Origin of the sequence: Nitrosospira sp. Is2, assembly GCF_033095785.1 — a bacterium.
In the GTDB taxonomy this organism is placed as follows: Bacteria; Pseudomonadota; Gammaproteobacteria; order Burkholderiales; family Nitrosomonadaceae; genus Nitrosospira.
In genome coordinates, this window is record NZ_CP137134.1 from 2,049,545 (window position 1) to 2,075,862 (window position 26,318).

Sequence of the window (26,318 nt, forward strand, 5' to 3'; positions counted from 1 at the left end):
CTAACCCTACTCAGATAACGGAAAGCAATCTTGTTACTGAAGGTATGGCCTAAATTATAACCGTCCCAACCCGGCGTTTCGACGCGGTGTGTCCAAATAAAGATAGGGGAATTTGAGCCGTTAATGCAATACCGCATCGTTCTGGTCCCTTTGTTTTAGCGGGGCGCATAAAGGGCCGATGAGCCATGTTTTTCAAGACTCATTCTAGCGGCAACAGTTTAGCAGAGTTCTCGAACGTATCAGAATCATCGCCGGTGGTGGCTGTTGCGAGAAAATAACGGACTAGTATGGCTTATCACGACCCAAGGCCGCGCACGTCGACTGCGATTCACATCCATCCCACCGGCTGGGAACTCGCGGAGCTTGCCTCCCGCGGTTGCGTTGAGGCTGGGCCACCGCTAATATGACGGCCCAATGTGAAATCCTGCGAATTTTAGTATCTCTGATTGTGCGGCACCTGCCTCGTCTGTGCGTTCAAACGCAACCACTATGATTCATGGCCGTCCGATCCATTCAATCCTGTTAGCGCTTCGCTACAACAGGCGGTAGTGCCTTTGGCAATATATAGAGACATAGAAATTTCGACATGCAAACTAACGAAAGTAACCGGTCGGAACCCAGGTTGGCTCGGCTAATCGCTTTTTATTTGCCTCAATTTCATCCTATTCCGGAAAATGACTTATGGTGGGGCAAGGGCTTCACCGAGTGGACCAATGTGGCAAAGGCGAAACCGATGTTCCCCGGCCACTATCAGCCTCACGTTCCTGCGGATTTGGGCTTCTACGACTTGCGCGTGCCAGAAACACGGGCAGCTCAGGCAGATATGGCGCGGAAATATGGGGTTGAAGCATTCTGCTACTATCACTACTGGTTTGGGGGGCGGAGACTTCTGGAACGCCCATTCAAGGAGGTATTGAAATCGGGCGAACCGGATTTCCCTTTTTGCCTTTGCTGGGCGAACCAGACCTGGACAGGTATCTGGCACGGCAGTCCCAATAGGGTATTAGTGGAACAGACGTACCCCGGTATGACGGATCATGAGGCGCATTTTTATTCGCTATTGCCTGCGTTTACCGATAGCCGCTACCTGACTCTGGATGGGAAGCCGGTTTTCCTCCTATATAACCCCAAGGAAATACCCGACCTGGAGCGCGTGGCCGACTATTGGCGCGAAATGGCTTTGAAGGAAGGGTTGAAGGGGCTGCACCTCGTTGGCGTTAGCAAGGACCCCGCGTTCCCTCAGAAGCATAACCTGGATGCCTCGGTCAGCCCGAATATGCCGTCCATCGAAGATACCTGGTATAGCTGGCGTCAGCCGATCAAGAAGCTGAAATTGTTTTACCGGAATGCGAAGGGAAGGCCTGCGATATTCAAGTATGGGGACGTAGTGCTGGACTTCATCCGCGAAGTGGAGCCCGGTATCAAAAACTATCCGTGCCTTGTGCCAAACTGGGACAACAGTCCGAGGAGCGGAAAAAATGCCTTGGTACTGGATGCGTCTACGCCTGAGCTGTTTCGTACTCAAGCAAAAAAAGCCCTGCAAGTTACCGACGGCACACCCCTGGAGCACAGGCTTATTTTCATAAAGGCGTGGAACGAATGGGCGGAGGGAAACTATCTCGAACCCGACCTGAAGTTCGGGACGTCTTACCTTGAAGTGGTTAAAGACGAGTTCTGTCTTGTGGAAAAACAGACGTCGCGGACTAGTTCCCCGGTCGCGGAATGATTAGTAGGACCGACGTAAAGTAATGTTGGATGTAAACGACGCAGAGATAGACGCCTGACATTCGGTGACGCGAAAGGTTAAATGATCCATGGCGCCGCGTCATCGACTATGGCGAACTAAAAATAAAAACCAGTGCGTAGTTGACCGAACGGACGGGTTCTCGGTGCCGTCATTGGGTTGGCCCTCCGGGCGCGCGTGCGCGGCGCCATATCTTTACATGCCTCAGCACGAGCGCAAGTTCGTCGCGGAGCGGCGCTTTTAATATCCAGACGGCTCCCAACCACATCAACCCGGTAACCAGAACCAATGCAATAACGTTTGGAATGAAAGCGAGCGCCGCGCTTCCCCAGGTAAGGATGGCCGCAAGAGACGGCATCACCGTCGCAATCACCAGCAGAATATTCTTGCGGTAAATACGGGTAAAGGAGACAAGCGGAATTTGCAGGAGTTTTTGGCTGACGATCTGGTAAATACATAGCTGAACAGCGCCGACGGTGGCTACTGCCGTTGCCACCGAGGTCAGGCCGTGCCGCGCAGTAAACAATACAGCAATAACGGTTATGACCTGAATGCTAGCCATAATTCTAAAAGAGGTGCGAATCCGTCCGGAGGAAATCAGCATCTGATCCACCAATAAAGTGGTATATACAAGAATGGCATGGATGCAGAGAATGCGCAGGACGGGCACCGACTCCAGCCACTTTTCGCCGAACAGGATCCGTATTACCGGCTCGGCCAATATACCGAGCGTTGCAAAGAAAGGCCACGCCACGGCGGTGATGCAGGCAACCAGGAAAAGATATTGATCACTATCTATCTTCCCATTGCGATGCTGTTTCGAAAAATGCGGCAGGATGACGCCCCACAGGCCTTCGGTAAACGCTTTGTTGAAGATGTTGACCGTTCCCAAAGCTCGGCTGTATAGCCCTACCGCGCCCATATCCAGCACTTTTCCCAGTATCCAGTCGGGCGCGGTCTGGCCAGCGTGAACTATGATTTCGCTCGATCCGGCGTAGCGGCAAAAGGCGAAAACATGAGGTATCTCGCGGAGTCCGGGGAGCAGCATCACGCCGGGCGGGCGGAACAGGAGCGTAAAGATTACGCTGGTCAACGTACCGGCAATTGCGCTCCATACCAGGCTGCGATATCCCTCACCCGCAAGAGCAGCAGTGATGCCCGTGGCCGCCGAGGCAATTGCGCTGGCGACCTGGATGATCATGGTATGTTGAAAGCGCATCTCACGGCGGAGATAGGCAAAGGTGATCGCGCCCACCGGAACCAGCAGGAAGTTGATGCACAACAGGCCGATGACCTCTCGCACTGCCTCGCTCTCGTAAAAATTCCCTATCGGAGTTCGAGTAAAATAAAGAATCAGCGCGATACTCCAGCCGAACAGCAGGTTGAGGGTAAAGGCCGCCCGGATTCTGTCCGTTGTTAGATCCTTCTCCTGGACAATGTAATTGTTGATACCGAATTCCCTGAGCAAGTGGCCCAGCCCGACAAATACGGATGCGACTGTGTAAATGCCGATATCCGCGGGAGTGAGCAGACGGGCCAATATGATCGTCGTCACAAAATGTATGACGAGTGTCAGGTATTTGTTCAGGTAGGAATAAGCGAGCGCTACTCTAAAACTGGCCACGGCCAATGTTCTTCATTTTGTTGGTAGAGGTAGGGATTACGGCTTTCCCATGTAGTTACTTAGCCGCGCATGTTCCGCGGGGAACGGAGGGAACGTGATTATAACGTTGACTTGTGACTGATTCAGTGTTGAGTATATAGTGATTTCGACCTTCACCTTTCAAGAAAAGAAGCCTTTTAGCATGGCTGACCTCAAACCCGCTATCTCAGTCATCATCCCTTCCTACAACTGTGAGGCTTATATTGCCGAGACAATCGGCAGCGTTCTCGACCAGACGTTCGGCGACCTTGAACTCATTGTCGTGGATGACGGATCGACTGACCGCACCCGTGACATCGTTTTGTCGTATGGGGCGCCGGTCCGGTTGCTTACCCAGAAAAACGCAGGCGTATGCGCGGCGCGAAACTATGGGATACGCGAGGCCACGGGCCAGTACATCTGCCTCATGGATCATGATGACTACTGGTTTCCAAATAAACTTGCGTTACAGTTGGAGCAGATGAATCGGCACCCGGAAGTCGGCCTGGTTTACAGCTCGTTCATCTGGTGGCATCCCGGCGAAGACGGAGTCTTCCCCCATCACAACAGCTTTGACCAAGCCTCGTTTCCTGACGGCACCGATGAACAATTCTCAGGCTGGATATATCACCAGCTTCTGCTTGATTGCTGGGTTTTGACCAGCGCGGCGTTAATCCGCGCGGAAGTGTTCGACAAGTGCGGCGTCTACGACGAGTCCCTGCCTTACAGCGAAGACTGGGACCTATGGTTGCGTTTTTCGCGCGAATACCCTTTCATCAAGTTGAAAAGGCCACTCACCCTTTATCGCCAGCATCCCCGCCAGGGAAACCGCGTACCCAGAAGCATAGACTATCGCACCGAGTTGCTGGCAAAAGCGGCAGCGAAGTGGGGACTTTGCAGTCGCGATGGCCGCTGCATCACCAAGCGCCAATTCAACGAGAATATTGCGCGCTATCATTCGGAATACGGCCTTCACAACCTCTCCGCCGGGAACCTGAAGACCGCTAACCGCGCTTTTCTCAAAGCCTGGTCACGCTATCCGCTCAACTGGAAAAGCCTTGCGTTTATTCCTGCAGCGCTGCTGGGATGGAGGCCGAAGTGGTGACCAAGGGCACGACAGGGGCATGACAAGGCGCGAATGTCGAACGGATGGGACATTCAATATCTGCGTAGCATTTTTTCGATCAGCCAGACCGGTTTAACCATCAGCCAGCTCCACGATTTATAAATCCGGAAAAACTTGATCCGGTAATCGGCCCGCTCCTGATTGAGGTAGCGGATCTGCTCCACCAATTCAACGCTCCAGTTTTTCTGGTAGGCGGCAAAATCGGCAGCGATGCGGTCAACCGCTGAGTATGGAATCTCTTGCCCGGCAGCCGCGTCGCTGAATATTCGGTGCAGATCGTAAGCCATCAACGCCAGCCCTTCCTGCGGGGGTTCCAGCGTATCGGCTTTGTGGTGGCGAAGACCAGGAGATACGAACTCCTCGATTTTTTTCTTTGCTTCATCCACCGGGACGGGAAAAACGAGGCTGGCTTCCTGCGCTATCTTTGATAACACCCCGACTGGGTATGTTACAACCTGGTCGAAATCGATGAATACTCTTGGCAGCCCACGCGAATGACGCTCCGCCGTCAAGGAATGGATCAGCCACAGCACCAGCGCTTTTTCCCTGGAAAAGTGATCCCGTTTCTGAAGCGACCCTGCCACTTCAAACGGGTTTCTGTTCATGCAGATGAAGGTGGCCTTGATCTGCCGAGTCGCAAAAATGGGGAGCCACGCCGGCAGCAAGCGGCACATGCGCGGGTCCTTGAGCGCCCAAACAGGCGCATCCTTGAAATCCCGCTCTACCAGACCGATCAACCGGTTGGAAAACGGTTTGACAAGATCTGTTTCCCACCATTTCTCGCCCAGGGTATCGGCCAGGGGCAACAGGTCATCCCATTGGGAGTTCAGGTTTAGCAATAACTCATCATGGGCGTCGACGATGTCCTCATGTTCCCAAAACCCTTTTTCGTTGACCCCCTGCTGTGGCGCATACAGGCTTCGTCCCATTTTTACGCCCACCTGGCTGAGCAAACCTGTCAATAGCGAAGTTCCACTTCGGTGCATGCCCAGAATGATCAGTGCATTATTGTCCTTCACCAACTCTCCACGTATTTTTTACTCTGTCCCGTATAGCCCGGCCACCCGGCAACGGGTCTGTTTCAGGCAGAACGGCCGGATTGCTCAAAACATTTAGGCGCGGCGCGAAAGAGCGTGCTCAACTTTATTCACACATCCCCGGATCACCACTGGCGACTCCAGGCATCTTATAGCGAGAATATGCCGGCTCGTCAGTAACGGGACGTATCGGCTTATATCCCGCATGTTGCCCAATAGTCCAATTGTGCCAGTTCTGTCCTGCTGCCATAATGCATTTTACCGGTCGCAGCAGGGCCCGCCTGGAACAAACTTGCATTTCCACCCTTCGTGCTAAAATTTCGCTCCGCTCCGTGCAGCACTACCCATTTTCGATGAACAATTTTAACAGTGTAACCATCTCCACCTTTGATTTTAAAAGGACGATCGATCGATGGATCGAACTTTGCGTCTTTCGATCCGTTAGTTGCATAGAGGAAAGTATGGCTTTTGGCAGAACATGAACGGCGGCAACAATACAGTGTGGCATCGCGCCACCATAACCCGTACGCATCGGGAGCGATTGAATACGCATCGCTCAGTAGTGCTATGGTTTACCGGTTTTTCAGGTTCGGGTAAGTCCACGTTGGCGCACGCGGTGGAAGACAGGCTCTATCACATGAACTGCCGCACCTTCGTGTTGGATGGCGACAATGTCCGCCAGGGCCTGTGTTCCGATCTTGGTTTTTCCGTCCAGGATCGGTCGGAAAATATCCGCCGCATCGGCGAGGCTGCGAAATTGCTGGTTGAATCCGGCGTGATTGCGATGACGGCGTTCATCTCCCCCTTTCACATCGACCGTCAGCGCGCGCGAAGCATTTTTCCTCATGGCGACTTTATCGAAATCTTTTGTGATGCAAGCCTGGACGTGTGCGAGCAACGCGATGTGAAGGGTCTTTACAAACGCGCCAGGGCAGGAGAGGTAAAGGAATTTACCGGAATTTCCTCGCCTTACGAAGCGCCGCTTAATCCCGAGCTGTCGATTCTAACCGGCGAGTGGCCGATCGAGGACTGCGTGGAGCGGGTGATCGGCCATCTGCGGCAGCGCAATATCTTCAGCGGAGTGCAGAACAGCGATGGATAGAAATATCGTCTTACGTGCTCGCTTCGAGCATAGGGGCAGGGCTAAAAATGGCGATATGGTTTTGAGTGAAGACTAATATAATTTCCGGCTCGTGGCCGGGCAATCGACGTTGCTTTTACCCACTAATGCACTACACGGTTCAAAGGAGCTAAGCTAGAGCGAAGCATGAGAGACATTCTCGTTACCATTATCGTTTTCGCCTTGTTGCCTCGCATCTTCAAGAAGCCATACGTGGGCGTGATGATGTGGGTGTGGATCAGCGTGATGAATCCGCACACTCAAGGTTGGGGATTCGCGACCACCTTCCCGTTTGCCGCCATTATTGGCGGTGCGACGATAATCAGCCTTCTTTTAACGAGGGATCCGAAAAACCTGCCCCTTACTTCGGTGACCTGGGCGCTTATCGCTTTCGTGCTGTGGATGAACGTTACCACGGCGGCGGCGCTGATGCCGGAAGAGTCGTTGGTTCAGTGGAACAAGGTCATGAAAATCATGCTCATGACTTTCGTGACACTCATGCTGGTAAAAACCAAGGAACAGGTCCATCTCCTGATCCTCGTAATAGTGGGATCGGTCGGATACTACGGTGTCAAGGGTGGAATCTTCACGATCGTTACCGGGGGAACGGATATGGTCTGGGGACCCAACAGCACATTCATCGAAGGCAACAATGAGATCGCGCTCGCGCTGATCATGACTATTCCGCTTTTGCATTATCTGCAGATGGTCTACACCGATAAACGAGTGCGGTTCGCACTCACGGTTGCCATAGTGCTATGCGCCATCGCTGCGTTGGGATCGTACTCTCGCGGCGCCCTGCTTGCGATTGTGGCGATGGGTGGATTCCTCTGGCTCAAGAGTCAGAACAAGCTCCGCATCGCGCTGCTCGTGATTGTTGCTATGTTGCCCGCAGTCGCGTTCATGCCCGAGGAATGGTCGACAAGAATGGATTCGATCAACACGTATGAGGAGGATCAGTCGGTTCAAGGCCGTTTCAACGCCTGGTGGATGGCGTACAACCTGGCTAAAGAGCGGCCGTTCGTCGGTGGCGGGTTTGAAATCATTACCGAAGACCTGTTTTATATGTACGCCCCAAATCCCGAAGATTTGCATGCGGCTCACAGCATCTACTTCCAGGCGCTGGGAGAGCATGGCTTTGTCGGGCTGGGGCTTTACCTGTTATTGGGATGGCTAACCTGGAGAACCGGGACGTGGATTATTCGCAACACTGCCAAGCGAAAAGAGCTCCATTGGGCGTTCGCACTGGCGAGAATGATCCAGGTGAGCCTGATCGGTTTTGCTGTTGGCGGCACCTTTCTAAGCCTGCTGTATTTCGATGTGCCTTACTACCTCATGGCGGCGATGGTAATCACCCGAGTCCTGGTTGAAAAGGAACTGAAGAAACAGGCTACTTCGGTCGTCGATAATAAAGGCCCGGGTTCTGCGGGTCAGTTCGGGCAGCTGAGCCCTTCGCAATCCCAGCCCGTAGCACGGGACTCGAGCTAGCGGCATGACTGTCCGGAGGGATTTGCCCAGGCTTGTTCGCGCCCCGACGGCGATGGCTCATCGCGGCTTGTATACCGCCGCATGAGCCCTGCCTGGAACGAGCCATTCAGCCCATGAGCACGCGCACACGGAGGCTTTGTTGCTGACCCGTTCGCTATTGCAGCTCCTGTCCCGCGGCGGTTCGCAGGGCCGCCTGTCCATACTGATCTATCATCGCGTGGCGGTTCAACCGGACCCGTTGTTTCCAGACGAATGCGATGCCCGGCGTTTCGATGCGCAGTTGAGGCAGCTTGCCACATGCTTCAACGTCATTCCGCTCTCGGATGCGGTGCGCGGCCTTAATCGGGGAAAACTGCCTCCCCGTGCGGCCTGCATTACATTTGACGACGGGTATGCGGACAATGCGGAGGTCGCCTTGCCGATTCTGCAAAGGCACGGCTTATCCGCCACTTTTTTTGTAGCGGCAGGCTTCCTTGACGGCGGGCGGATGTGGAACGACACAGTCATAGAGCTTGTGCGTCGCGCGCCTGGAGAGTCCCTCGATCTGAGTGAAATTGATCTTGGACGATTCGAGATTGGGAGCATTCCTCAACGCCGCGAGGCCATCGCCAATCTCATAGACAAGCTGAAGTATTTGCCGATGGAATCGCGGCAGGTGAAAGTGGATGAAATGTGCGCGCTTATCCCGGCAGTTCCACCAGACAATCTCATGATGACGTCAAATCAGCTCAGGGCGCTGCATGCGTCCGGGATGGAAATCGGCGGACATACAGTGAATCACCCCATCCTGGCGCGTACGGAAGACAGCGTCGCCAGTGCGGAAATAGCGAATGGGAAGGAAATGCTGGAAGGCATCATCCGAAGTCCGGTGCGGATTTTCGCTTACCCAAACGGGAAGCCGGAGCGCGATTACATGCGTCAGCATCCGGAAATGGTGAAACACTTGGGTTTTGACGCGGCGGTTTCGACTGCTCACGGCACGGCGACGCCGGGCAGCGACGTATACCAGTTGCCGCGGTTTACGCCGTGGGACCGGAGCGAACTGCGCTTCACCCTGCGAATGGCGCAAAATATGCTCACGGCCGTGGAAACGGCCTAGGGGTTCCGACCAATTGCAACTGATGGGGTAATTCTATGGAAAGACCGATTATAGCGTTTGGACATGATAGCGAAGGCGAGCCAATCGCGATTCTCAACTGCGGGCACCCGCAGCACGTGCGTCATAACCCGCCATTCATCAATCGTCCATGGGTTACATCGGAGGAAGGCCGTAACGGCATGATCGGGCAGATGCTCAACTGCATACGTTGCGATAAATTCGAGCTGCCAGGCAACTTTGTTCCTTACAAGCGGACCTCGGTCTTTACCGAAGAATCGCTTCCACTCGGCTTGAGAAAGGACCACTCAACCAAAACGGGGGTGTGGGGGAAGATCGTGGTGGAAGAGGGAAGGCTCCGCTATCGGGTAGGCCCGTTGGGCGTCGATGTGGAATTGTCGCCCGACAATGGCGGGATTGTCATACCAGAGGTACTGCACAGCGTGGAACCTCTTGGCCCGGTCCGGTTCTTCGTTGAGTTTTATCGAGCTCCCGATGAAGGCGCGCCTGTGTCAGCGGCTTCGCCGACATTGCCCGCCTCGCCAGTTTGAAGCTCATTTTGTCTGCTCGTTGCCTGAGGGCTAGCGCATTCATCGTCTTCCTCTTCCCCAACCACGCCGAGCAACGTTACGCTGTTCCAGGGATCCAGCCACGCATCTGACTTGGCAATCGCAACGGCAGAGCCCGGCCTTAAACTTGAGCTGACAACGGGTGCGTAACCATGTATGGGAAGAAAAGTTGCATGGAATGAATTGGTCCAGTTCGAGAGCCCCGCGGATGTCAGCCCGGCATTGAGAGGGTGGAGCGCCTGACAGGGGTTAATGATCGGGTTTTGCTCGGACCCGGCATATTCGATATATCCATCGAGTTCGTCGCGCAGGAACGAGTCCGGATGGGTCCACCAGAAGGAGCCCTCGAACTCCCCATCCAGAAACGAGACAATTCCCAGCCCGTTGCCGTTTCCCGCCCAGTTTATTGCATTCACCGCATGACCGAGGGCTCCATCCCAGCACTCGGGCGCGGTTATCGCGGGCACGCATCTGCCACCGCGGTTGGGGGCGTCCGGGTCAACCGGAACGCTCCCCGCGTCTCCACGGATGGCATGAAAATCAGCATCTGAAGTGGTGATGAAGGCTCGGCCGCCACGCGCCGCTTCTAGGGCTGTTTTATTGTCGAGAATGCCGCTGAAGTCGGGCCTGGCGGGTGGCCCATCGGGCGGACCGGTAAGGAAGGCTTCGCCGCTTTCGATAACCAGGACGTCAAACGCGGTAAAGTCCGGCGCAGGGTCCCCGGCGTGCCAGTACGTCAGGTTCCATCCCGACCCGTCGCTTTGAGGAAGGGTATGGACCATGCGGGATAGTTGTGAAATCTTTTGACGATACTCGGAACCGGCAGCAGCGTAGGTATACCACAGTACCTCCAGGGGGTCGGCGCGTGTCTGCGGACTCAAACCGAGCCCGGCAAGAAGCACAACAAGCACGGTCGGCCGGATCAAAAATGGAGCGCTTTTCATTCAATTCCTGTTCAAATCCAACTGCGTTAGAGTCGCGCAGTGCTATCGTAAAGCTGAGTGGCACTGACTGGCAGGAGGCTTGCTGATAGGGACAGTATAGAAAAATCACGACCTGAGTATCCAAACTTGGGCCTGAACCAATTTAAGGGACTGGCAAGCAGTGGGGATCGTTTTCTATCTTTCCTGCTGGCGAATGTTTTTGCAGGGTAGGCGTTTGCCGAAGGCTGCAAACAGACGGCAAACAGACGGCAAATTCAGGCGGCGCTATTTCAACGTAACGAGCATCGCCGACGGCCGCTGCCGGCTACATCTGATCCTGTTAAATCCCCGGCTGATATTACGCGAATTAGCGGCGTTCCCGGGGCACGGCGGCGACTTTTCATTGACTGATGTGCTCAGGCAGATTAGAATCCGCGTGTTTTAAAATGGCCGCGCCGGATTTAATGATTCAGTGAGGCATGAAAGAAGAACCGAACGCGGCACCGGCTGAGGAACGAAAACCAGGTCTTCCAAGAACAGACAAACGCACGTCTGCGAGCCCAATGTCACGCTAAGCAGTTGCTTTTCGACTGACGCTTTCCGACAGAAGCCAATAAATGCCCTGGATACGAAACAAGCCCGTACGCATCGTCATGCGTTGGCAACTGATTATCACGACGGCGATGGTGCTGGCGCTTGGTTTATTGTGGGGCTTTCATGGCGCGGCTTCCGCGTTGCTGGGCGGGGTAGTGAGTATTATTTCGGCTGCGGCTTTTTCCGCGATCGTTTCGCGCTACCAGGGCGCCACTGCGGGCGGGGTCTTAATCACTGCATTGAAAGCCGAGGCGGTCAAGATTCTCGTCATGGTGATCCTGCTTTGGCTTGTCCTGACCCTGTACAAGGATGTGGTCGCGGTAGGGTTTATCGGAACATTCGCGCTTACCGTTTTAATTTTTGGCATGGCTTTGTTTGTAACGGATGACCAGAAGGCTGCGGGAATTAAACAGTTTGAATAGGTAAACAGATGGCATCAGGCACCGAACTCACTCCGACCTCGTACATGTCGCACCACTTGACCAACCTGACCAGTTCGTTGGGCGATGGCGCATTCTGGACGCTGCACGTTGATACGCTGGTAATGTCGGTATTGCTCGGCATTATGAGTTTTGGTTTTCTGTGGTGGGTGGTGCGCGGCGCGACCTCCGGAGTTCCGGGCAAACGTCAGGCATTTGTCGAACTGGCAGTCGAGTTCATCGACGAGCAGGTCAAAAGCACGTTCCATGGAGATCGCCATGCTTTTGTCGCACCCGCGGCGCTGACAGTGTTTGTTTGGGTTCTGATGATGAATACGATGGACTTGTTGCCCATCGATATCATGGCCAAGGTATATGAGTTGCTGGGGCTTCACAACTGGCGCAGCGTACCGACCACTGACATAAATACCACCTTCGCGCTGGCGCTTTCGGTATGGCTGCTGATGATTTTCTTCAACGTCAAGGTCAAAGGGCTGGGCGGCTGGACACATGAGCTCGTCTGCACGCCCTTCGGCAAAAACCCCCTATTGTGGCCGGTCAATATCCTGTTCAACCTGGTCGAATACGTATCCAAGCCTCTTTCCCATTCCCTGCGTCTCTACGGAAACATATACGCCGGGGAAATCATATTTCTGCTTATCGGCATGTGGGCCGCCACTGGCCTGGCTGGAACGATCTTTGGCACGCTGCTTGGTGCGGGCTGGGCTATCTTCCACATTTTGATCGTCACATTGCAGGCGTTTATTTTCATGATGCTGACGGTGGTTTATCTTTCCATGGCGCACGAATCGCACTGATTCACGCTACTGCTTACCAGTTTACTATTTACTACCACGACGAGAGGAAAACGAGATGGAGAATTTGCAATACTTGGCGATGATTCAGGCCTACACGGGCATTGGTATCGGTCTGATGATCGGCCTTGGCGCAGCGGGCGCCTGTATTGGTATCGGTATCATGTGCAGCAGCTTTCTGGAAGGCGCCGCGCGTCAGCCGGAAATGATTCCGACACTGCAAGGCAAAGTGTTCCTCTTGCTCGGGCTGATCGACGCCTCGTTCATTATCGGTGTCGGCTTGGCAATGCTTTTCGCGTTCGGCAATCCCTTGCTGGCGGTCATCAAGTAATAGTTTAAGCACCCGGTACCTCATCAAAGGCTAGCGATGAATATTAACTTTACGCTTTTTTCCCAGGCAATGGCGTTCGCCGTCTTTATCTGGTTCACGGTCAAGTTCGTATGGCCGCCTTTGCTACGCGCGATAGAAACCCGGCAGAAAACGATTGCCGATGGGCTGGCGGCAGGCGAGCGCGGCAAGCACGACCTGGAGTTGGCAAGTCATCGATCCGCAGATCTGGTGAGGGACGCGAAGCAGCGGGCAGCCGATATCATTGCCCAGGCGGAAAAGCGCGCCGCCGAGATTGTCGAGGAAGCGAAATCGTCCGCGAAAGACGAGGGTGATCGTATCCTCGTCGGCGCCAAGGCGGAGGTCGAACAGGAGGTGTTCCGCGCCAGGGAAAGCTTACGGCAGCAGGTGGCAGAGCTGGCGGTGGCCGGTGCCTCAAAAATTCTACGGCGGGAAGTGGATGCAAACGCCCACGCGGATCTGCTTGCTTCCATCAAGGCAGAGCTGTAAGCGATGGCTGAAACTCGCACGATCGCCCGGCCCTATGCCGAAGCTGTTTTTAGACTGGGGAAGGCCAAGGATGAGCTTGCCGCTTGGTCGGATATGCTGCAACTCACTTCTGCAATAGTCGCGGATGAGCGAATTCGCACGCTTATCGGTAATCCGAAGGTACCACCCAGACGGTTGGGCGAGCTGCTCCTCGGCATTTGCGGGGACAGGCTCAACGATGAAGGGCGCAATTTCATTTTACTGCTGGCTGAAAACGGGCGGGTCGAAATCTTGCCCGAAGTAAGCGAAATGTTCGAGCAGCTGAAGACACAGCACGAAGGCGTGCTGGGCGCCCAAATCCTTTCTGCGTTTCCCATGAACGATGCCCAGTTGGGTGATCTCGTGGCTCATCTCGAAAAAAAATTCAAGCGCAAAATAGAGGCCAAGGTTAGCGTCGACCCCGAACTGATAGGCGGGGTAAAAGTTGAAATCGGGGACGAAGTGCTCGATGCCTCCGTGCGGGGCAAACTGGAAGCCATGGCTGTTGCACTAAAAAGCTAGGAGTTATTGAAATGCATTTAAATCCATCCGAAATCAGTGAACTGATTAAAAGCAGAATCGCGGGGCTTGAGACCACCGCTGAAGTCCGCACCCAGGGAACCATCGTGTCGGTCACCGACGGTATCGTTCGGGTTCATGGTCTTTCCGACGTGATGCAGGGCGAGATGCTTGAGTTTCCCGGCAATACATTCGGCCTGGCGCTTAACCTTGAGCGTGATTCCGTCGGCGCGGTTATTCTAGGGGAATATGAGCACATCACCGAGGGTGATACCGTCAAGTGCACGGGGCGCATTCTAGAAGTGCCGGTGGGTGAGGAATTGATAGGCCGCGTGGTAAACGCCCTGGGGCAGCCGATCGACGGCAAGGGCCCGATAAATACCTCGCGGTCTGAACCCATCGAAAAAATTGCGCCGGGTGTGATCTGGCGTCAATCGGTGAACCAGCCGGTGCAGACCGGCTTGAAATCCATTGATTCCATGGTTCCAGTCGGGCGGGGGCAGCGTGAACTGATTATTGGTGACCGTCAGACCGGCAAAACGGCCGTGGCGATAGACGCGATCATCAACCAGAAGGGCGAGAACATGACGTGCATCTACGTTGCGATCGGACAGAAGGCGTCGTCCATCAACAATGTGGTGCGCAAGCTCGAAGAGCACGGGGCGATGGAATATACGATCGTCGTGGCTGCCACCGCCTCTGAATCGGCGGCCATGCAATTTATTGCGCCTTATTCCGGCTGTACCATGGGAGAGTACTTTCGCGATTCCGGCCGCGACGCCCTCATCATTTATGATGACCTGACCAAGCAGGCGTGGGCCTATCGCCAGATTTCGCTGTTGCTGCGCCGTCCGCCCGGACGGGAAGCATATCCGGGCGACGTATTCTATCTTCATTCGCGTCTACTGGAACGCGCCGCACGGGTTAGCGCCGCTTATGTGGAGAAAGCGACAAATGGAGAAGTAAAGGGCAAGACGGGTTCGCTTACGGCTCTACCGATAATTGAAACACAAGCTGGCGACGTTACCGCGTTCGTGCCCACCAATGTCATTTCCATTACCGATGGCCAGATTTTTCTGGAAACCGACTTGTTCAACGCCGGCATTCGCCCCGCCATCAACGCCGGTGTTTCGGTATCACGTGTGGGCGGCGCAGCACAGACAAAGGTTATCAAGAAGCTGGGCGGCGGTGTTCGTCTCGCGTTAGCTCAATATCGCGAACTCGCGGCGTTCGCGCAGTTTGCCTCTGATCTCGACGAAGCGACCCGCAGGCAGCTGGAACGCGGCAAGATGGTGACGGAATTGATGAAACAGCCGCAATATGCCACTTTGAGCGTTTCTGAAATGGCGATCACGCTGTTTGCTGTCAACAAGGGGTATCTGGACGATGTGGAAGTAAAGCGCGCGCTGGCATTCGAGTCCGCGCTCAAAGGCTACATTCGCAGTAAGTACCCCGCGATCATCGATAAGATCGAAACCACGAAGGATCTCGACGCGGCGACGGAAAAGGAACTTGACGCCGCGATACAGGACTTCAAAAAGAACGGAACGTACTAACCGATGGCCGGCAGCAGGGAAGTACGGAACAAGATCAAAAGCGTAAAAAATACGCAAAAGATCACGCGCGCCATGGAAATGGTGGCGGCATCGAAAATGCGCAAAGCGCAGGATCGCATGAAAAAAGCGCGTCCCTATGGCGACAAGATCCGCAATGTGGCTGCACACATGAGCCGGGCCTACACTGAGTACCGCCATCCGTTTCTGATCGCCCGCGATACAGTGAAACGGATCGGCATTGTCGTTGTTACATCGGACAAGGGTCTCTGTGGCGGGCTTAACACAAATGTGCTGCGCATGGCCGTCAGTAAAATGAAGGCGTGGGAAGCAGAGGGCGAGCAGATCGAAGCGTGTTGCATTGGAAACAAGGGCTTCGGTTTCATGAATCGCTTTGGCGCCAATGTCATTTCGCACGTGATAGGCCTGGGTGATACGCCCGACCTTGAGAAACTGATAGGAGCGGTGAAAGTCATACTGGATGGTTACACTCAGGACCGGTTCGATCGCGTGTACATATTCTATACCCGCTTTATCAACACGATGAAGCAGGAGCCCGTGATGGAGCAGTTGCTCCCGCTCTCCGACGAGCGGCTGAAAACGAGTGACGGCCCGACCGGCCAGCGCGGCCTGTGGGATTACATTTACGAGCCTGAAGCAAAGCCGGTGATAGACGACATCATGGTGCGGTATGTGGAGGCGCTTATATACCAGGCCCTGACTGAAAATATGGCGTCGGAACAATCGGCGCGAATGGTGGCGATGAAGGCCGCCTCGGATAATGCCGGAAACGTCATCAATGAATTGACGCTTATTTACAACAAATCCCGCCAGGCTGCCATTACCAAGGAATTGTCTGAGATCGTAGGCGGCGCGGCAGCGGTTTAAATATTTTGATTCAGTAATTTAAGGAACAACATGAACGAGGGAAAAATTGTCCAGTGTATTGGCGCCGTGGTGGACGTCGAGTTTTCGCGCCAGGAAATGCCCAAGGTGTATGACGCGCTCGTGCTTGAGGGAACCGAACTGACGCTCGAAGTGCAGCAGCAATTGGGAGACGGCATAGTGCGAACAATTGCGCTTGGGTCTTCAGACGGCCTGCGTCGCGGCATGATGGTCACGAATACCGGCAACCAGATTCAGGTTCCTGTAGGCACCAAGACCTTGGGCCGGATCATGGATGTGCTTGGCAGGCCAATCGATGAGATGGGACCGGTGGGTGCCGAAAAGACAATGTCGATCCACCGCAAGGCGCCGGCATTTGACGAGCTTTCCGCATCCACTGAACTGCTGGAAACGGGTATCAAGGTCATCGATCTCGTTTGCCCCTTCGCCAAGGGCGGCAAGGTCGGATTATTCGGTGGGGCCGGCGTGGGTAAGACCGTCAACATGATGGAATTGATCCGCAACATCGCTATCGAGCACAGTGGATTCTCCGTATTTGCCGGAGTGGGCGAGCGGACCCGGGAAGGCAACGACTTCTATCATGAAATGAAAGAATCGAACGTGCTGGACAAGGTGGCGCTGGTTTACGGGCAGATGAACGAACCCCCTGGAAACCGGTTGCGGGTGGCATTGACTGGTCTGACCATGGCCGAGTTTTTCCGCGACGAAGGCCGTGACGTGCTGCTTTTTGTCGATAATATCTACCGTTTCACCCTAGCGGGTACCGAAGTCTCCGCCTTGCTCGGTCGGATGCCATCCGCGGTCGGTTATCAGCCGACATTGGCGGAGGAGATGGGACGCCTGCAGGAGCGCATCACTTCAACCAAGTCCGGCTCCATTACGTCCATTCAGGCGGTTTATGTGCCCGCGGACGATTTGACCGATCCTTCGCCTGCAACCACGTTTGGTCACCTGGATGCAACGGTGGTGCTGTCGCGAGATATCGCTTCGCTCGGGATCTATCCCGCCGTCGACCCGCTCGATTCGACTTCCCGTCAGCTTGATCCTCTTGTGGTCGGCGAGGAACATTACTCGACCGCGCGCGCAGTGCAGCAAACGCTTCAGCGCTATAAGGAATTGCGCGATATTATTGCCATTCTGGGCATGGATGAACTTTCTCCTGAAGATAAGCTTGCGGTTGCGCGGGCGCGCAAGATTCAGCGCTTCTTGTCGCAGCCGTTTAACGTCGCCGAAGTGTTTACCGGCGCGCCGGGTAAATACGTTTCGCTTAAAGAGACGATCAAGGGTTTCAAGGGCATCGTTGCCGGAGAATACGATCACTTGCCGGAACAGGCATTTTATATGGTTGGCGGCATAGACGAAGCGGTCGAAAAAGCCAAGACATTACAATAGACAAGATCATCCGGCTTGAGTAATAGCAAGCCGGCGATAATGATGAATGGGAACTAAAATGGGCGTGTTTCACGTTGATATCGTCAGTGCGGAGGAGTCGATTTACTCCGGACCGGCTGAATTTCTGGTCGCGCCCGCCGAGGGCGGCGAAGTGGGCATCTACCCGCAGCACACGCCCATGTTGACACGTATCAAGCCGGGGTCTGTGCGTATCAAAGCGCCGTTGAAAGAAGAGGAACTGATTTATGTTTCCGGCGGCATGCTCGAAATTCAACCGGATGTAGTGACAATTCTGGCCGATACTGCTGTGCGTGGAGCCAATCTGGATGAAGCAAAAGCGAGCGAAGCCAAGAAACGGGCGGAGGAAGCCATGAAAGACCGATCTTCCGCCATGGACTACGCGCGGGCTCAGGCGGAGCTGGCCGAAGCGATCGCGCAGCTGGCGGCAATTCAAAAACTGCGCAAACGCGGACATTAACTATCCGCTTTCGGTAAAGGGCGGCCTCGACCGCCCTTTTTTATTGCTATGCCCTGATCGCTGAATGGCGTCTCGCATCGTAGATGGAATACTTGCAGCTGTGTCTCCTTCGCGAACGCCCAACATGCTGTCGCCTTGGCTTCGTGGTCCGCGATGTGATAAATTATCGTTATCCAAGCCGCTGGTTTGAAGCTGTCAATGCTCTTGCTTCTTCCGGCAATTAGCGCGCCGCAGGCGCGCCTGCGACAAAAGAACGCCGCGGTCACGAATCTCTAATTATCCCTCATTGATGTGTCCAAACTGAATATCGTTATTCTTGCTGCCGGACTTGGCAAGCGCATGCATTCGGCGCTGCCTAAGGTGCTGCATCCGCTGGCAGGTAAACCTCTCCTTGCGCATGTGCTCGATGCGGCGCGGGCTTTATCTCCCCAGCAAATATGCGTGGTGTTCGGTCATGGTGGGGAAGCTGTGCCGAAGGCAGTGGGCGGTGAAGATCTGATATGCGTGCGGCAGGAACCGCAACTGGGGACCGGACATGCGTTAATGCAGGCGCTGCCACATCTCGACGAGGAGGGGGCGACCCTTGTGTTATATGGGGACGTCCCGCTCACCAGCATTGAAACCCTGAAAAAACTCATTTCGACGGCAGCGGGAGAAACTTTCGCGCTGCTAACGGTGGAGCTCACCAACCCTTCCGGCTACGGGCGAATTGTGCGGAACGACACGGGCGCGGTAATCGCCATTGTCGAGGAAAAAGATGCGACTGAATCCCAGCGTAAAATCCGTGAGATAAACACCGGCATCATGGTGATTCCAAACCGGTACTTGCCCGGCTGGCTGCATAAGCTGGAAAACAATAACGCTCAGAAAGAGTATTACCTTACCGATGTGGTTGCGATGGCGGTAAGAGATGGCATAACGATAGAGGCAGCGCAGCCGGCGCATGATTGGGAAACCACCGGCGTCAACAGCAAAGCGCAACTTGCCGATCTTGAGCGCATCTACCAGGGGGAGTACGCGAGGAAATTACTGGAGCAGGGTGTGACCTTGGCCGATCCGTCTCGCATCGATATTCGCGGTCAACTTTCATGCGGGAGGGACGTAACGATAGACGTCGGCTGTATCTTCGAGGGTGATGTGCAGCTGGGCGACCGCGTGAGAGTGGGCGCTTACACAATATTGAAAGACGCCACGGTCGAAGCCGGGTCTGCGATCGCTCCCTTCAGTCTGATCGAAGCCGCTGAAATCGGCAAGGACTGCCGTATCGGTCCCTATGCCCGCATTCGACCCGGAACCCGGCTTGACGACGAGGTTCACATCGGCAACTTCGTAGAGGTCAAGAATAGCGCCATTGCAGCCGGCAGCAAGGCCAACCATCTGAGTTACATTGGCGATGCGGTGATTGGCAGGCGCGTAAATATCGGCGCGGGAACCATCACCTGCAACTATGATGGCGCGAATAAGCATCAGACCATCATCGAAGATAATGTTTTTGTCGGTTCAGATACTCAACTGGTCGCGCCGGTCAAGGTCACGCAAGGCTCTACCATTGGTGCCGGCTCGACCATCACCAGGGATACGCCGCCCGAGACCCTTACCCTGTCGCGCGCGAAGCAAATGAGCATTGAGGGATGGAAGCGCCCCGTGAAAAAACCGAAAAGCTAGAAATGCAGCGCAGGGCGGACAGCCTCTTAACCATCTTTGTACTCCTCGCCGAACGGCGGGGAAGGAGCTAATTCATGTGCGGAATAGTTAGTGCGGTCGCGAATGGCAACATCGTTCCCACCTTGCTTGAAGGTTTGCGGCGGCTGGAATACCGCGGGTACGACTCCGCGGGCATCGCCCTCAACAACGGCGGACTGCATCGGTTGCGTACCACCGGGCGCGTTGCCGAGCTAAGCAAGCTGGCCGACGAGCAGAGCGCCAGCGGCGAGGCCGGCATCGCTCACACTCGCTGGGCTACCCACGGCGCCCCTTCTGAACGCAACGCTCACCCACATTTTTCCGGCGAAGCGTCGAAAGTGGCGGTAGTGCACAACGGCATCATCGAAAATCACGAGATGCTGCGCCAGCGTTTGCAAGACGAGGGTTACACGTTCACCTCAGATACCGATACGGAGGTCATCGCTCACCTTATCTCTTCGCATCTCAAGGAAAATCCGGATTTATTCGAGGCCGTGTGCCGTGCCGTTGGCGAGTTGCAGGGCGCGTACGCAATTGCTGTCATGGAGGAAGCGCGGCCGGAACGTATCATCGTCTGCCGCAACGGCGCCCCGTTATTGCTTGGGTTGGGTGACTCCGGCAATTACGCGGCCTCGGACGCTTCGGCGCTGCTACAGGTGACGCGGCGCATGATCTATCTCGAAGAGGGCGACGTGGCGGAACTACGCCGAGACGGGTACCGCATCGTCAACTGTTTTCACGCCAACGCGCGCCAGGAAGTTTCACGCAGCGTGCAGCAGAGCGAACTGACCAATGAAGCGGTAGAAATGGGGCCTTATGCCCATTTCATGCAAAAGGAAATATTCGAGCAGCCTGGCGTGGTGGCGAACACACTCGAAATGGTTGTCAATGCTCAGTCTATTTCTCCGCGACTGTTCGGCAGCGAAGCGGAGAACATTTTCAACAATACCAAAAGCATTCTGATACTTGCGTGCGGAACCAGTTATCACGCGGGACTGGTAGCGCGCTACTGGCTGGAAACGGTGGTGGGGATACCTTGCAATGTAGAGATTGCAAGCGAGTACCGTTACCGGAATCCCGCGGTGGGCCCCGACACGCTGGTGGTGGGCATCTCCCAATCCGGAGAAACGGCCGACACTTTGGCCGCCCTCAGCTACGCCAGACAATTGGGGCACCGCTACAGCCTTGCTATCTGCAATGTGGCGGAAAGCGCGATTGTGCGTCAGGCGGACCTGCGGTTTCTCACCCGCGCCGGCCCGGAAATCGGCGTCGCCTCCACCAAGGCATTCACCACCCAATTGGCTTCGCTGATGCTTCTCACCATGACGTTAGCCAAGCTCCGCAATAAATTGTCGGTCGAGCGCGAGCACGATATGATCGTTGCGCTGCGGCATCTGCCGGTTGCGCTCCAGCATGCGCTCCAGGTTGAGTCGCAGGTGAAAGCATGGGCCGAACGGTTTTCGGAAAAACGTCATGCTCTGTTCCTGGGGCGTGGTATGCACTACCCCATCGCTCTTGAAGGCGCGCTCAAGCTCAAGGAAATTTCCTACATACATGCCGAAGCCTACGCGGCCGGCGAGTTGAAGCACGGCCCGCTGGCGCTGGTGGACAAGGAAATGCCGGTGGTCGCCATCGCCCCCAACGACACCCTGCTGGAAAAACTCAAATCCAATTTACAGGAAGTCCGCGCCCGCGGCGGCGAACTGTACGTTTTCGCCGATGCCGACTCGCATATACAGGAAAGCGAGGGCGTCCATATAATCCGCCTCGCCGAACACGCGGGACTACTCAGCCCCATCCTCCACACCATCCCCCTGCAATTGCTTGCCTACCATGTCGCTCTGCAAAAAGGCACCGATGTTGATAAGCCGCGAAATCTCGCCAAATCTGTCACTGTGGAATGATCATTTCCTGCTGTAGCCGGATGTCATCGGTATTGGGCCGCGTTAATGTTGGTCTGTCCACAAAAAATATGTCTAAGCGGTCAGCACCTTCCGTTCCTGTAACCTGTTTTTTGGCCTTGACGTCAAAGAATAGGGTTTTTCAATAAATATGAACAAAACAGCAGATGGAATTAGCGTCAAAAAGAAAACGGGGGGCAGAATCATCCAGAACATTAGCGAACCGTCCTGAACGGGCGGGTACACTTTACTCAGCAGCAAAAAAATCGCTTTTAGCGAAAGACCGTGAATAAGGTAATAGGAATAGCTCATGTTGCCGAGCCATCGTAGCGGGGAACTGCAGAAAATTCGTTTGGTAAGGCGGGAGAACAGGAAGCACTCAAGACAAAAAACAAAAAACAAGATATAAAGCAAGGCGTATTTCCACCACCTATTCGTACCAAGGTCGCTTAAAACCACAACAAAGCCAATGGCTAGAAATAAGGCAGGCAATCCTATTGGGGGGAGGTATCGTATCGATTTGCTCTCAAGAAATTCGTAGACGAGTATGCCAGGAATGAACATAAGCAGTCCGATAGGGCCGCCATATAACGAGAAATAGCCGAAACCAATTACGGAAACTATTAAAAAAAATAATAACCGATACTGAAAGCGCCATGATCTCATGCATAACGCGGTTATCAATATGGGAATGACAAGATAATAAAAGAACTCATAACTCAATGACCACGCCACCGTAATGATGGGTGTGACGTCAAACAATCCGGGCAGGAGCAAGTAGTTCTGGCCAATAAAAAACGCAGCGTCGCTTAAATCTCCAGGGATCTTTGATTCCGCGGGGAACGCCATCGATAACGCAAGATAAATAATAAAAACGACAGTAAATGTCGGGTATATCCGCTGAATTCGCCTGGCTAAATAATTCTTGAAGGGTCTTGGTTTCTCGATCAGCATGCCATAAATCAGAAATCCGCTTAAAACGAAAAACAAATCAACGCCTAAGTTTCCGATGCGTCGGAGATGTTCCGCAGTTTGGGCTGCTGCAGAGTGTTGAAGTAGCCAGGGATCTATCAACGTAACGTAATGAACAAGGAAAACGAGAAACACAGCAAAGCCGCGGATCCCTTCCATAGATCTTATGGTTTTGTGGCTGGCATGGGCCACCTCGAATGTATTCTTGATCCAATCCGTAATCGACCTCATGGCAGATTCCCTGGAATCGGTTTCGATTTATAATTCCAGTCTGTGGCGACAGTTATGATGATGAATTTAGTAAAACAAAATTTCCAGCGCTCTTGCGCCTGAAGGTAAACGGCCCTGACAAATCGGACTTTAGTATTCATTCAGGAAGGGTTGAATGCTCGTCGAAATATTCTTTTCGATGGTACCAGTCAATGCAGAAGTGCCCAGAGGAATGATGGGATACAAAAGGGGACAGTAGGACGGAGAGCCAATAACGGCTCTCTACACCTTATCGGTACTTTACCCTGCCCACTGTTGATTCGGATTTTCTAGTGTCGTTGATTGCGACGAACATCCGTGATTACGCGGCCCCATCCTCCATATCATTGCCCTGCAATGACTTGTGTATCATGGCGCTCTCCAAAAAGAAAGGCGATTTCGTTACGCCACGGGATTTCCCGAAATTGCGATCGTGGAGTAGTTTGTAGTTCGTATGAAGTTATTCCAGGTATTAAACCACGATACTTCAAGTTTCCCTCGTTTCTTACTACGTGCTATACAGCGTAATCAGAAAAATCACGAAGCGATAGCCGAGCAAAATAGTTGCAACGGCTGGGGCTAGTATTGCGATTTTAATTGCTCGCATAATGCCGTTCCCTCCGTAGACTCTCCCCGTAGCGATGTACAGGTACACGGCGCAGGCGGCAAGGTTTAAGAGGGACAAAACGTTGTCCATTGGAGCCGAATTCAGACCGGCCCCCCCGAACAACACGTCTACGGCGGCAATAGTGATGCACACGCAGAATAGTAGCAGCAGGAAAGTATAGAGGTGTAGCGAAAAAACGATATGGGCAACGAACGGCCGCCTTGCCCGAAAAAACATTACCGGCAGCAGGAGGGTGAACGGGGCTACCATCAGGATAATAAGAGATTTTGCATTGGTTACTACTGCTTCATTAAAAATGGGTGCGTAGGACTCCATTGTCATGTGCATTGTTTCGAGGTGGTTCGAAACCAGCCGTTGCGCAAGGATACTCCAGTCCTGGTTATAAAGATGGGAGTCAAGCTGGGAGGAGACGATGTTTGTGTTCGTCAACGACTGCATCGCGAAGAAGATCACGTTTGCAACTAAAAACAGCGGGATCGGCCCTGTGTAAGGCATACGTTGTCCCTGCACATACGCTAGCGTCAGCAGGCCGGGGCGTCTCACCAAATTTCGAAAACTGCGAATGAGACGGCTGTCTATGCTGCTAAGAGCATGGAAAAATTGCCTGAATAGGCCCCGGAGCTTGAGGTCATCCTCGTTCAGAGGACGTTCACCGCATGTCGGGCAAAAGGGTGTGAGAACTTCATTATGGCACGTGGGGCAAGTCCACGGCATCGCTCCTGCGAGGGGTTCCCGGCCGCGTTGGAGCGATGCCTTGCTCCTATTCGCCCGATGTACAACCTTTCGTCGCATTGCCATTACCTCAGGCCGGGTCTGGGTTGGATAGCCTGACGAGCTTGTTTCGCTGCTAGTTTATCCAGACAGCGTAACCGCGGTCTATGGCCCCCCGCCCTCCGCGACCGTTTCTCCCGTTCTACGTTCTACCTTTAACAGAAACCAGGAGCCTGATCTGTGGATTTGGTACGTCGCTTCTAAAGTTTTCAGGATAAACCTCAACCATTGGTCCGTCCCCAGGTAAAAGCCCCGAGCCCGGAAACCATGAACGATAAATGTGATCGCACGTATTGAATAAATCGGAAACAGGGCCTTCATGTACGAATTCAGCGTAATCGCCCCCGGGTACGGTAATAATGTCCAGGCCATCCGGAACGTTTTTTGGGCTGGAAACCTGAATACACGCGGCGTAGCGGACACACCCGAGCTTGCCTGAGCGGGAGACAACGCCCATTGCCGGGCCACAGCTATTTGATATTTCCGGGATTCTCGACTGGAGCCTTGTCCAAAGAGAGGGAATAAGCTCTTTATCTCTGGGCATTTCAATGTCTTCACTCAGCCCTGCGCAAGTCAACGAACTGATGCTTAGCAGTCTTGGTTCCATATTGGTTCCCACTCCTTCACCGGATTGGTTACGACACTTGCGCTCGGCTCCGCGCTCAGTCGCGGTCAATGTGAGGGCGAGTAATATTTACCGATCATCTCTTTCGTTCACGCTACCGACCCATACAGATCAACCACTGCCTGCCTGGCTCGCGTGTACCGCAAATGTGGTTCAGGCGCTCCAGGCACTTTGCTCCAGAAATGTGTGCAGGTAATGCACCGCGTCGTCACCGGTATGCCCATACCGGACCTTTGCGTCGTAGTACATCGCTACAATGGCAGACACGCTGTCCTGATAAATTCCGAATCCGTCCACGTCGGCGTCGCGAAAAAAGAAGGTTCCTTCCATTGCAGCCACATCTTCGGATAACTGGCCTTCCTCACGATCGTCAGCCTCAAATTCATGTACATGATCGTCTTGCATCAGGAAGTCATCCGATACCGTGAATTCGCCCCTTACCTCAATGGCGTGAATCAGGCACGACAATAACAGGATCAGCTTTCTTTTACCGATTCCTGCGACCTCTTCCCTCGCCTGACATCGCACGTAATCCTCTGAATAAAGTAGCTTGTCGTTCACCGCGTCAATCATGGCGTCTTCCATGGCAAAGAAGAACCACGCGTACCCCGGTTCGACCACCGTAACAACAGTGTTGTCCGTCTTGAGCTCGGCGGAAATAGTTCGAACCCGCTCCGCGTGCTTGCGTTGGTCGGCACAAAGCAAGACGTAGTATCGGGTGAGGCGCTCACCGTAGACTTTTTCTGCTCGCGAAATATCGGCTTTTATCTTCTCTAATAAATCAACATCCCCTTCATGTTCATCAAACGACTCGACCCGCAGGACGATGTACCGCTCCTCCGCGTCGGAGATCCTTTCGCTTGAATATCGGACGACGATGTCCGCGCCTGGACCGTGTGCACCACAAGGGCTATGGACGTCATAGCGGAGCGGCACGTATTTTTTGAAGGCGGCAAGTATCCGTTCGGTTTTTTCTAAGAAGCGGGGACACAACTCGTCAGCCTGCTTCAGATCACGAAATCCCTCTGTCTCCTCAGGCTCCGCCTGCGCATAGCGAACGAGTTCTTCCAGAACGGTTGCTGGCGTAACTAGACCCTGAAAGTGCATGTCTTACACCTCACACTTAACGCAATGTACAAGCGAAATGCTTGCTGGACGGGGACATTCTGCTCGTCGAATGCTGGAAGCGCAATGCCGATGCAGCGGATTGGT

General features: G+C 54.1%; 24 protein-coding genes and 1 pseudogene. 17 read left to right on the forward strand and 8 right to left on the reverse strand.

Annotated elements, in window-relative coordinates; all coding sequences use genetic code 11:
• Positions 1-586: 586 nt before the first annotated feature.
• A complete protein-coding gene (locus R5L00_RS09020; protein ID WP_317651008.1) occupies positions 587-1,726 on the forward strand; it encodes a glycoside hydrolase family 99-like domain-containing protein in 1,140 nt (379 codons plus the stop codon).
• 169 nt (positions 1,727-1,895) lie between these two features.
• Here R5L00_RS09020 and R5L00_RS09025 read toward each other — a convergent pair whose 3' ends face one another.
• Positions 1,896-3,368, reverse strand: a complete 1,473-nt coding sequence (locus R5L00_RS09025) for a lipopolysaccharide biosynthesis protein (RefSeq protein WP_317651012.1) — start codon at positions 3,366-3,368, stop codon at positions 1,896-1,898.
• 181 nt (positions 3,369-3,549) lie between these two features.
• Between R5L00_RS09025 and R5L00_RS09030 the strand changes: the two genes are divergently transcribed.
• Positions 3,550-4,491 carry a glycosyltransferase gene (locus R5L00_RS09030; RefSeq protein ID WP_317651016.1) on the forward strand — a complete coding sequence of 314 codons (942 nt, stop codon included), beginning with the start codon at positions 3,550-3,552 and terminating at the stop codon, positions 4,489-4,491.
• Between the two features lie 53 nt (positions 4,492-4,544).
• Here R5L00_RS09030 and R5L00_RS09035 read toward each other — a convergent pair whose 3' ends face one another.
• Positions 4,545-5,531 (reverse strand): hypothetical protein, encoded by a 987-nt coding sequence (locus R5L00_RS09035; protein WP_317651021.1) that lies wholly within the window; start codon positions 5,529-5,531, stop codon positions 4,545-4,547.
• Between the two features lie 496 nt (positions 5,532-6,027).
• Here R5L00_RS09035 and cysC point away from each other — a divergent pair, with 496 nt between their 5' ends.
• From cysC to R5L00_RS09055, 4 genes are all read left to right on the forward strand, one after another.
• Positions 6,028-6,651 (forward strand): adenylyl-sulfate kinase, encoded by a 624-nt coding sequence (cysC, locus tag R5L00_RS09040; RefSeq protein WP_317651027.1) that lies wholly within the window; start codon positions 6,028-6,030, stop codon positions 6,649-6,651.
• 165 nt (positions 6,652-6,816) lie between these two features.
• Positions 6,817-8,157, forward strand: coding sequence for a putative O-glycosylation ligase, exosortase A system-associated (locus R5L00_RS09045; RefSeq protein ID WP_317651033.1), 1,341 nt, complete (start codon positions 6,817-6,819; stop codon positions 8,155-8,157).
• A 139-nt stretch (positions 8,158-8,296) separates the two neighbouring features.
• Complete coding sequence (locus R5L00_RS09050) at positions 8,297-9,256, forward strand: polysaccharide deacetylase family protein (RefSeq protein ID WP_107694035.1); 960 nt, start codon at positions 8,297-8,299, stop codon at positions 9,254-9,256.
• Positions 9,257-9,291: 35 nt separating this feature from the next.
• Positions 9,292-9,804 carry a DUF3565 domain-containing protein gene (locus R5L00_RS09055; protein ID WP_317651042.1) on the forward strand — a complete coding sequence of 171 codons (513 nt, stop codon included), beginning with the start codon at positions 9,292-9,294 and terminating at the stop codon, positions 9,802-9,804.
• On the opposite strand, the gene R5L00_RS09060 is transcribed toward R5L00_RS09055, so the two are convergent.
• Entirely contained in the window at positions 9,735-10,766 is a 1,032-nt protein-coding gene (locus R5L00_RS09060; RefSeq protein WP_317651047.1) for a PEP-CTERM sorting domain-containing protein, read from the reverse strand. The two genes, R5L00_RS09055 and R5L00_RS09060, sit on opposite strands and share 70 nt — an antisense overlap.
• A 596-nt stretch (positions 10,767-11,362) precedes the next feature.
• Between R5L00_RS09060 and R5L00_RS09065 the strand changes: the two genes are divergently transcribed.
• From R5L00_RS09065 to glmS, 11 genes are all read left to right on the forward strand, one after another.
• A complete protein-coding gene (locus R5L00_RS09065) occupies positions 11,363-11,761 on the forward strand; it encodes an ATP synthase subunit I (RefSeq protein ID WP_107694039.1) in 399 nt (132 codons plus the stop codon).
• 8 nt (positions 11,762-11,769) lie between these two features.
• On the forward strand, positions 11,770-12,576 hold the full coding sequence (gene atpB / locus R5L00_RS09070) for a F0F1 ATP synthase subunit A (protein ID WP_107694040.1): 807 nt from the start codon (positions 11,770-11,772) through the stop codon (positions 12,574-12,576).
• Positions 12,577-12,631: 55 nt separating this feature from the next.
• Entirely contained in the window at positions 12,632-12,904 is a 273-nt protein-coding gene (atpE, locus tag R5L00_RS09075) for a F0F1 ATP synthase subunit C (RefSeq protein WP_091136282.1), read from the forward strand.
• A gap of 36 nt (positions 12,905-12,940) precedes the next feature.
• Complete coding sequence (locus tag R5L00_RS09080) at positions 12,941-13,411, forward strand: F0F1 ATP synthase subunit B (protein WP_107694041.1); 471 nt, start codon at positions 12,941-12,943, stop codon at positions 13,409-13,411.
• Positions 13,412-13,414: 3 nt separating this feature from the next.
• On the forward strand, positions 13,415-13,951 hold the full coding sequence (locus tag R5L00_RS09085) for a F0F1 ATP synthase subunit delta (protein WP_107694042.1): 537 nt from the start codon (positions 13,415-13,417) through the stop codon (positions 13,949-13,951).
• Positions 13,952-13,962: 11 nt separating this feature from the next.
• A complete protein-coding gene (gene atpA / locus R5L00_RS09090; protein WP_091136289.1) occupies positions 13,963-15,504 on the forward strand; it encodes a F0F1 ATP synthase subunit alpha in 1,542 nt (513 codons plus the stop codon).
• 3 nt (positions 15,505-15,507) lie between these two features.
• Complete coding sequence (gene atpG / locus R5L00_RS09095; protein WP_317651069.1) at positions 15,508-16,389, forward strand: F0F1 ATP synthase subunit gamma; 882 nt, start codon at positions 15,508-15,510, stop codon at positions 16,387-16,389.
• A gap of 30 nt (positions 16,390-16,419) precedes the next feature.
• Positions 16,420-17,799 carry a F0F1 ATP synthase subunit beta gene (atpD, locus tag R5L00_RS09100; RefSeq protein WP_107694045.1) on the forward strand — a complete coding sequence of 460 codons (1,380 nt, stop codon included), beginning with the start codon at positions 16,420-16,422 and terminating at the stop codon, positions 17,797-17,799.
• 58 nt (positions 17,800-17,857) lie between these two features.
• A complete protein-coding gene (locus tag R5L00_RS09105) occupies positions 17,858-18,277 on the forward strand; it encodes a F0F1 ATP synthase subunit epsilon (protein ID WP_107694046.1) in 420 nt (139 codons plus the stop codon).
• A 291-nt stretch (positions 18,278-18,568) separates the two neighbouring features.
• Positions 18,569-19,942, forward strand: a complete 1,374-nt coding sequence (gene glmU / locus R5L00_RS09110) for a bifunctional UDP-N-acetylglucosamine diphosphorylase/glucosamine-1-phosphate N-acetyltransferase GlmU (RefSeq protein ID WP_317651082.1) — start codon at positions 18,569-18,571, stop codon at positions 19,940-19,942.
• Between the two features lie 74 nt (positions 19,943-20,016).
• Positions 20,017-21,864: a glutamine--fructose-6-phosphate transaminase (isomerizing) gene (gene glmS, locus R5L00_RS09115; protein WP_317651087.1), complete on the forward strand. Its 1,848-nt coding sequence runs from the start codon at positions 20,017-20,019 to the stop codon at positions 21,862-21,864.
• A gap of 72 nt (positions 21,865-21,936) precedes the next feature.
• Here the strand turns inward: glmS and R5L00_RS09120 are convergent, their stop codons facing one another.
• From R5L00_RS09120 to R5L00_RS09130, 5 genes and pseudogenes are all read right to left on the reverse strand, one after another.
• Positions 21,937-23,064 carry an acyltransferase gene (locus tag R5L00_RS09120; RefSeq protein WP_317651091.1) on the reverse strand — a complete coding sequence of 376 codons (1,128 nt, stop codon included), beginning with the start codon at positions 23,062-23,064 and terminating at the stop codon, positions 21,937-21,939.
• Positions 23,065-23,590: 526 nt separating this feature from the next.
• Complete coding sequence (locus tag R5L00_RS09125; RefSeq protein ID WP_317651092.1) at positions 23,591-24,205, reverse strand: hypothetical protein; 615 nt, start codon at positions 24,203-24,205, stop codon at positions 23,591-23,593.
• Positions 24,206-24,211: 6 nt separating this feature from the next.
• Positions 24,212-24,508, reverse strand: a pseudogene (locus R5L00_RS15900) (hypothetical protein); the annotation flags it as partial.
• Positions 24,509-24,623: 115 nt separating this feature from the next.
• Positions 24,624-25,088 (reverse strand): GyrI-like domain-containing protein, encoded by a 465-nt coding sequence (locus R5L00_RS15905; RefSeq protein WP_411555559.1) that lies wholly within the window; start codon positions 25,086-25,088, stop codon positions 24,624-24,626.
• 171 nt (positions 25,089-25,259) lie between these two features.
• Positions 25,260-26,213 (reverse strand): hypothetical protein, encoded by a 954-nt coding sequence (locus tag R5L00_RS09130; protein ID WP_317651094.1) that lies wholly within the window; start codon positions 26,211-26,213, stop codon positions 25,260-25,262.
• Positions 26,214-26,318: the final 105 nt, after the last annotated feature.

What these genes read in the sequence shown, in the direction of transcription:
- atpD (WP_107694045.1), top strand. Translation starts at nt 16,420, where the DNA reads ATGAACGAGGGAAAAATTGTCCAGTGTATTGGCGCCGTGGTGGACGTC.
- atpB (WP_107694040.1), top strand. Translation starts at nt 11,770, where the DNA reads ATGGCATCAGGCACCGAACTCACTCCGACCTCGTACATGTCGCACCAC.
- atpA (WP_091136289.1), top strand. Translation starts at nt 13,963, where the DNA reads ATGCATTTAAATCCATCCGAAATCAGTGAACTGATTAAAAGCAGAATC.
- R5L00_RS09060 (WP_317651047.1), bottom strand. Translation starts at nt 10,766, where the DNA reads ATGAAAAGCGCTCCATTTTTGATCCGGCCGACCGTGCTTGTTGTGCTT.
- R5L00_RS09125 (WP_317651092.1), bottom strand. Translation starts at nt 24,205, where the DNA reads ATGCCTTACACAGGGCCGATCCCGCTGTTTTTAGTTGCAAACGTGATC.
- R5L00_RS09120 (WP_317651091.1), bottom strand. Translation starts at nt 23,064, where the DNA reads ATGAGGTCGATTACGGATTGGATCAAGAATACATTCGAGGTGGCCCAT.
- R5L00_RS09080 (WP_107694041.1), top strand. Translation starts at nt 12,941, where the DNA reads ATGAATATTAACTTTACGCTTTTTTCCCAGGCAATGGCGTTCGCCGTC.
- atpE (WP_091136282.1), top strand. Translation starts at nt 12,632, where the DNA reads ATGGAGAATTTGCAATACTTGGCGATGATTCAGGCCTACACGGGCATT.
- atpG (WP_317651069.1), top strand. Translation starts at nt 15,508, where the DNA reads ATGGCCGGCAGCAGGGAAGTACGGAACAAGATCAAAAGCGTAAAAAAT.
- R5L00_RS09065 (WP_107694039.1), top strand. Translation starts at nt 11,363, where the DNA reads ATGCCCTGGATACGAAACAAGCCCGTACGCATCGTCATGCGTTGGCAA.
- R5L00_RS09085 (WP_107694042.1), top strand. Translation starts at nt 13,415, where the DNA reads ATGGCTGAAACTCGCACGATCGCCCGGCCCTATGCCGAAGCTGTTTTT.
- R5L00_RS09055 (WP_317651042.1), top strand. Translation starts at nt 9,292, where the DNA reads ATGGAAAGACCGATTATAGCGTTTGGACATGATAGCGAAGGCGAGCCA.
- R5L00_RS09020 (WP_317651008.1), top strand. Translation starts at nt 587, where the DNA reads ATGCAAACTAACGAAAGTAACCGGTCGGAACCCAGGTTGGCTCGGCTA.
- glmS (WP_317651087.1), top strand. Translation starts at nt 20,017, where the DNA reads ATGTGCGGAATAGTTAGTGCGGTCGCGAATGGCAACATCGTTCCCACC.
- R5L00_RS09130 (WP_317651094.1), bottom strand. Translation starts at nt 26,213, where the DNA reads ATGCACTTTCAGGGTCTAGTTACGCCAGCAACCGTTCTGGAAGAACTC.
- R5L00_RS09030 (WP_317651016.1), top strand. Translation starts at nt 3,550, where the DNA reads ATGGCTGACCTCAAACCCGCTATCTCAGTCATCATCCCTTCCTACAAC.
- cysC (WP_317651027.1), top strand. Translation starts at nt 6,028, where the DNA reads ATGAACGGCGGCAACAATACAGTGTGGCATCGCGCCACCATAACCCGT.
- R5L00_RS09045 (WP_317651033.1), top strand. Translation starts at nt 6,817, where the DNA reads ATGAGAGACATTCTCGTTACCATTATCGTTTTCGCCTTGTTGCCTCGC.
- R5L00_RS09105 (WP_107694046.1), top strand. Translation starts at nt 17,858, where the DNA reads ATGGGCGTGTTTCACGTTGATATCGTCAGTGCGGAGGAGTCGATTTAC.
- R5L00_RS15905 (WP_411555559.1), bottom strand. Translation starts at nt 25,088, where the DNA reads ATGGAACCAAGACTGCTAAGCATCAGTTCGTTGACTTGCGCAGGGCTG.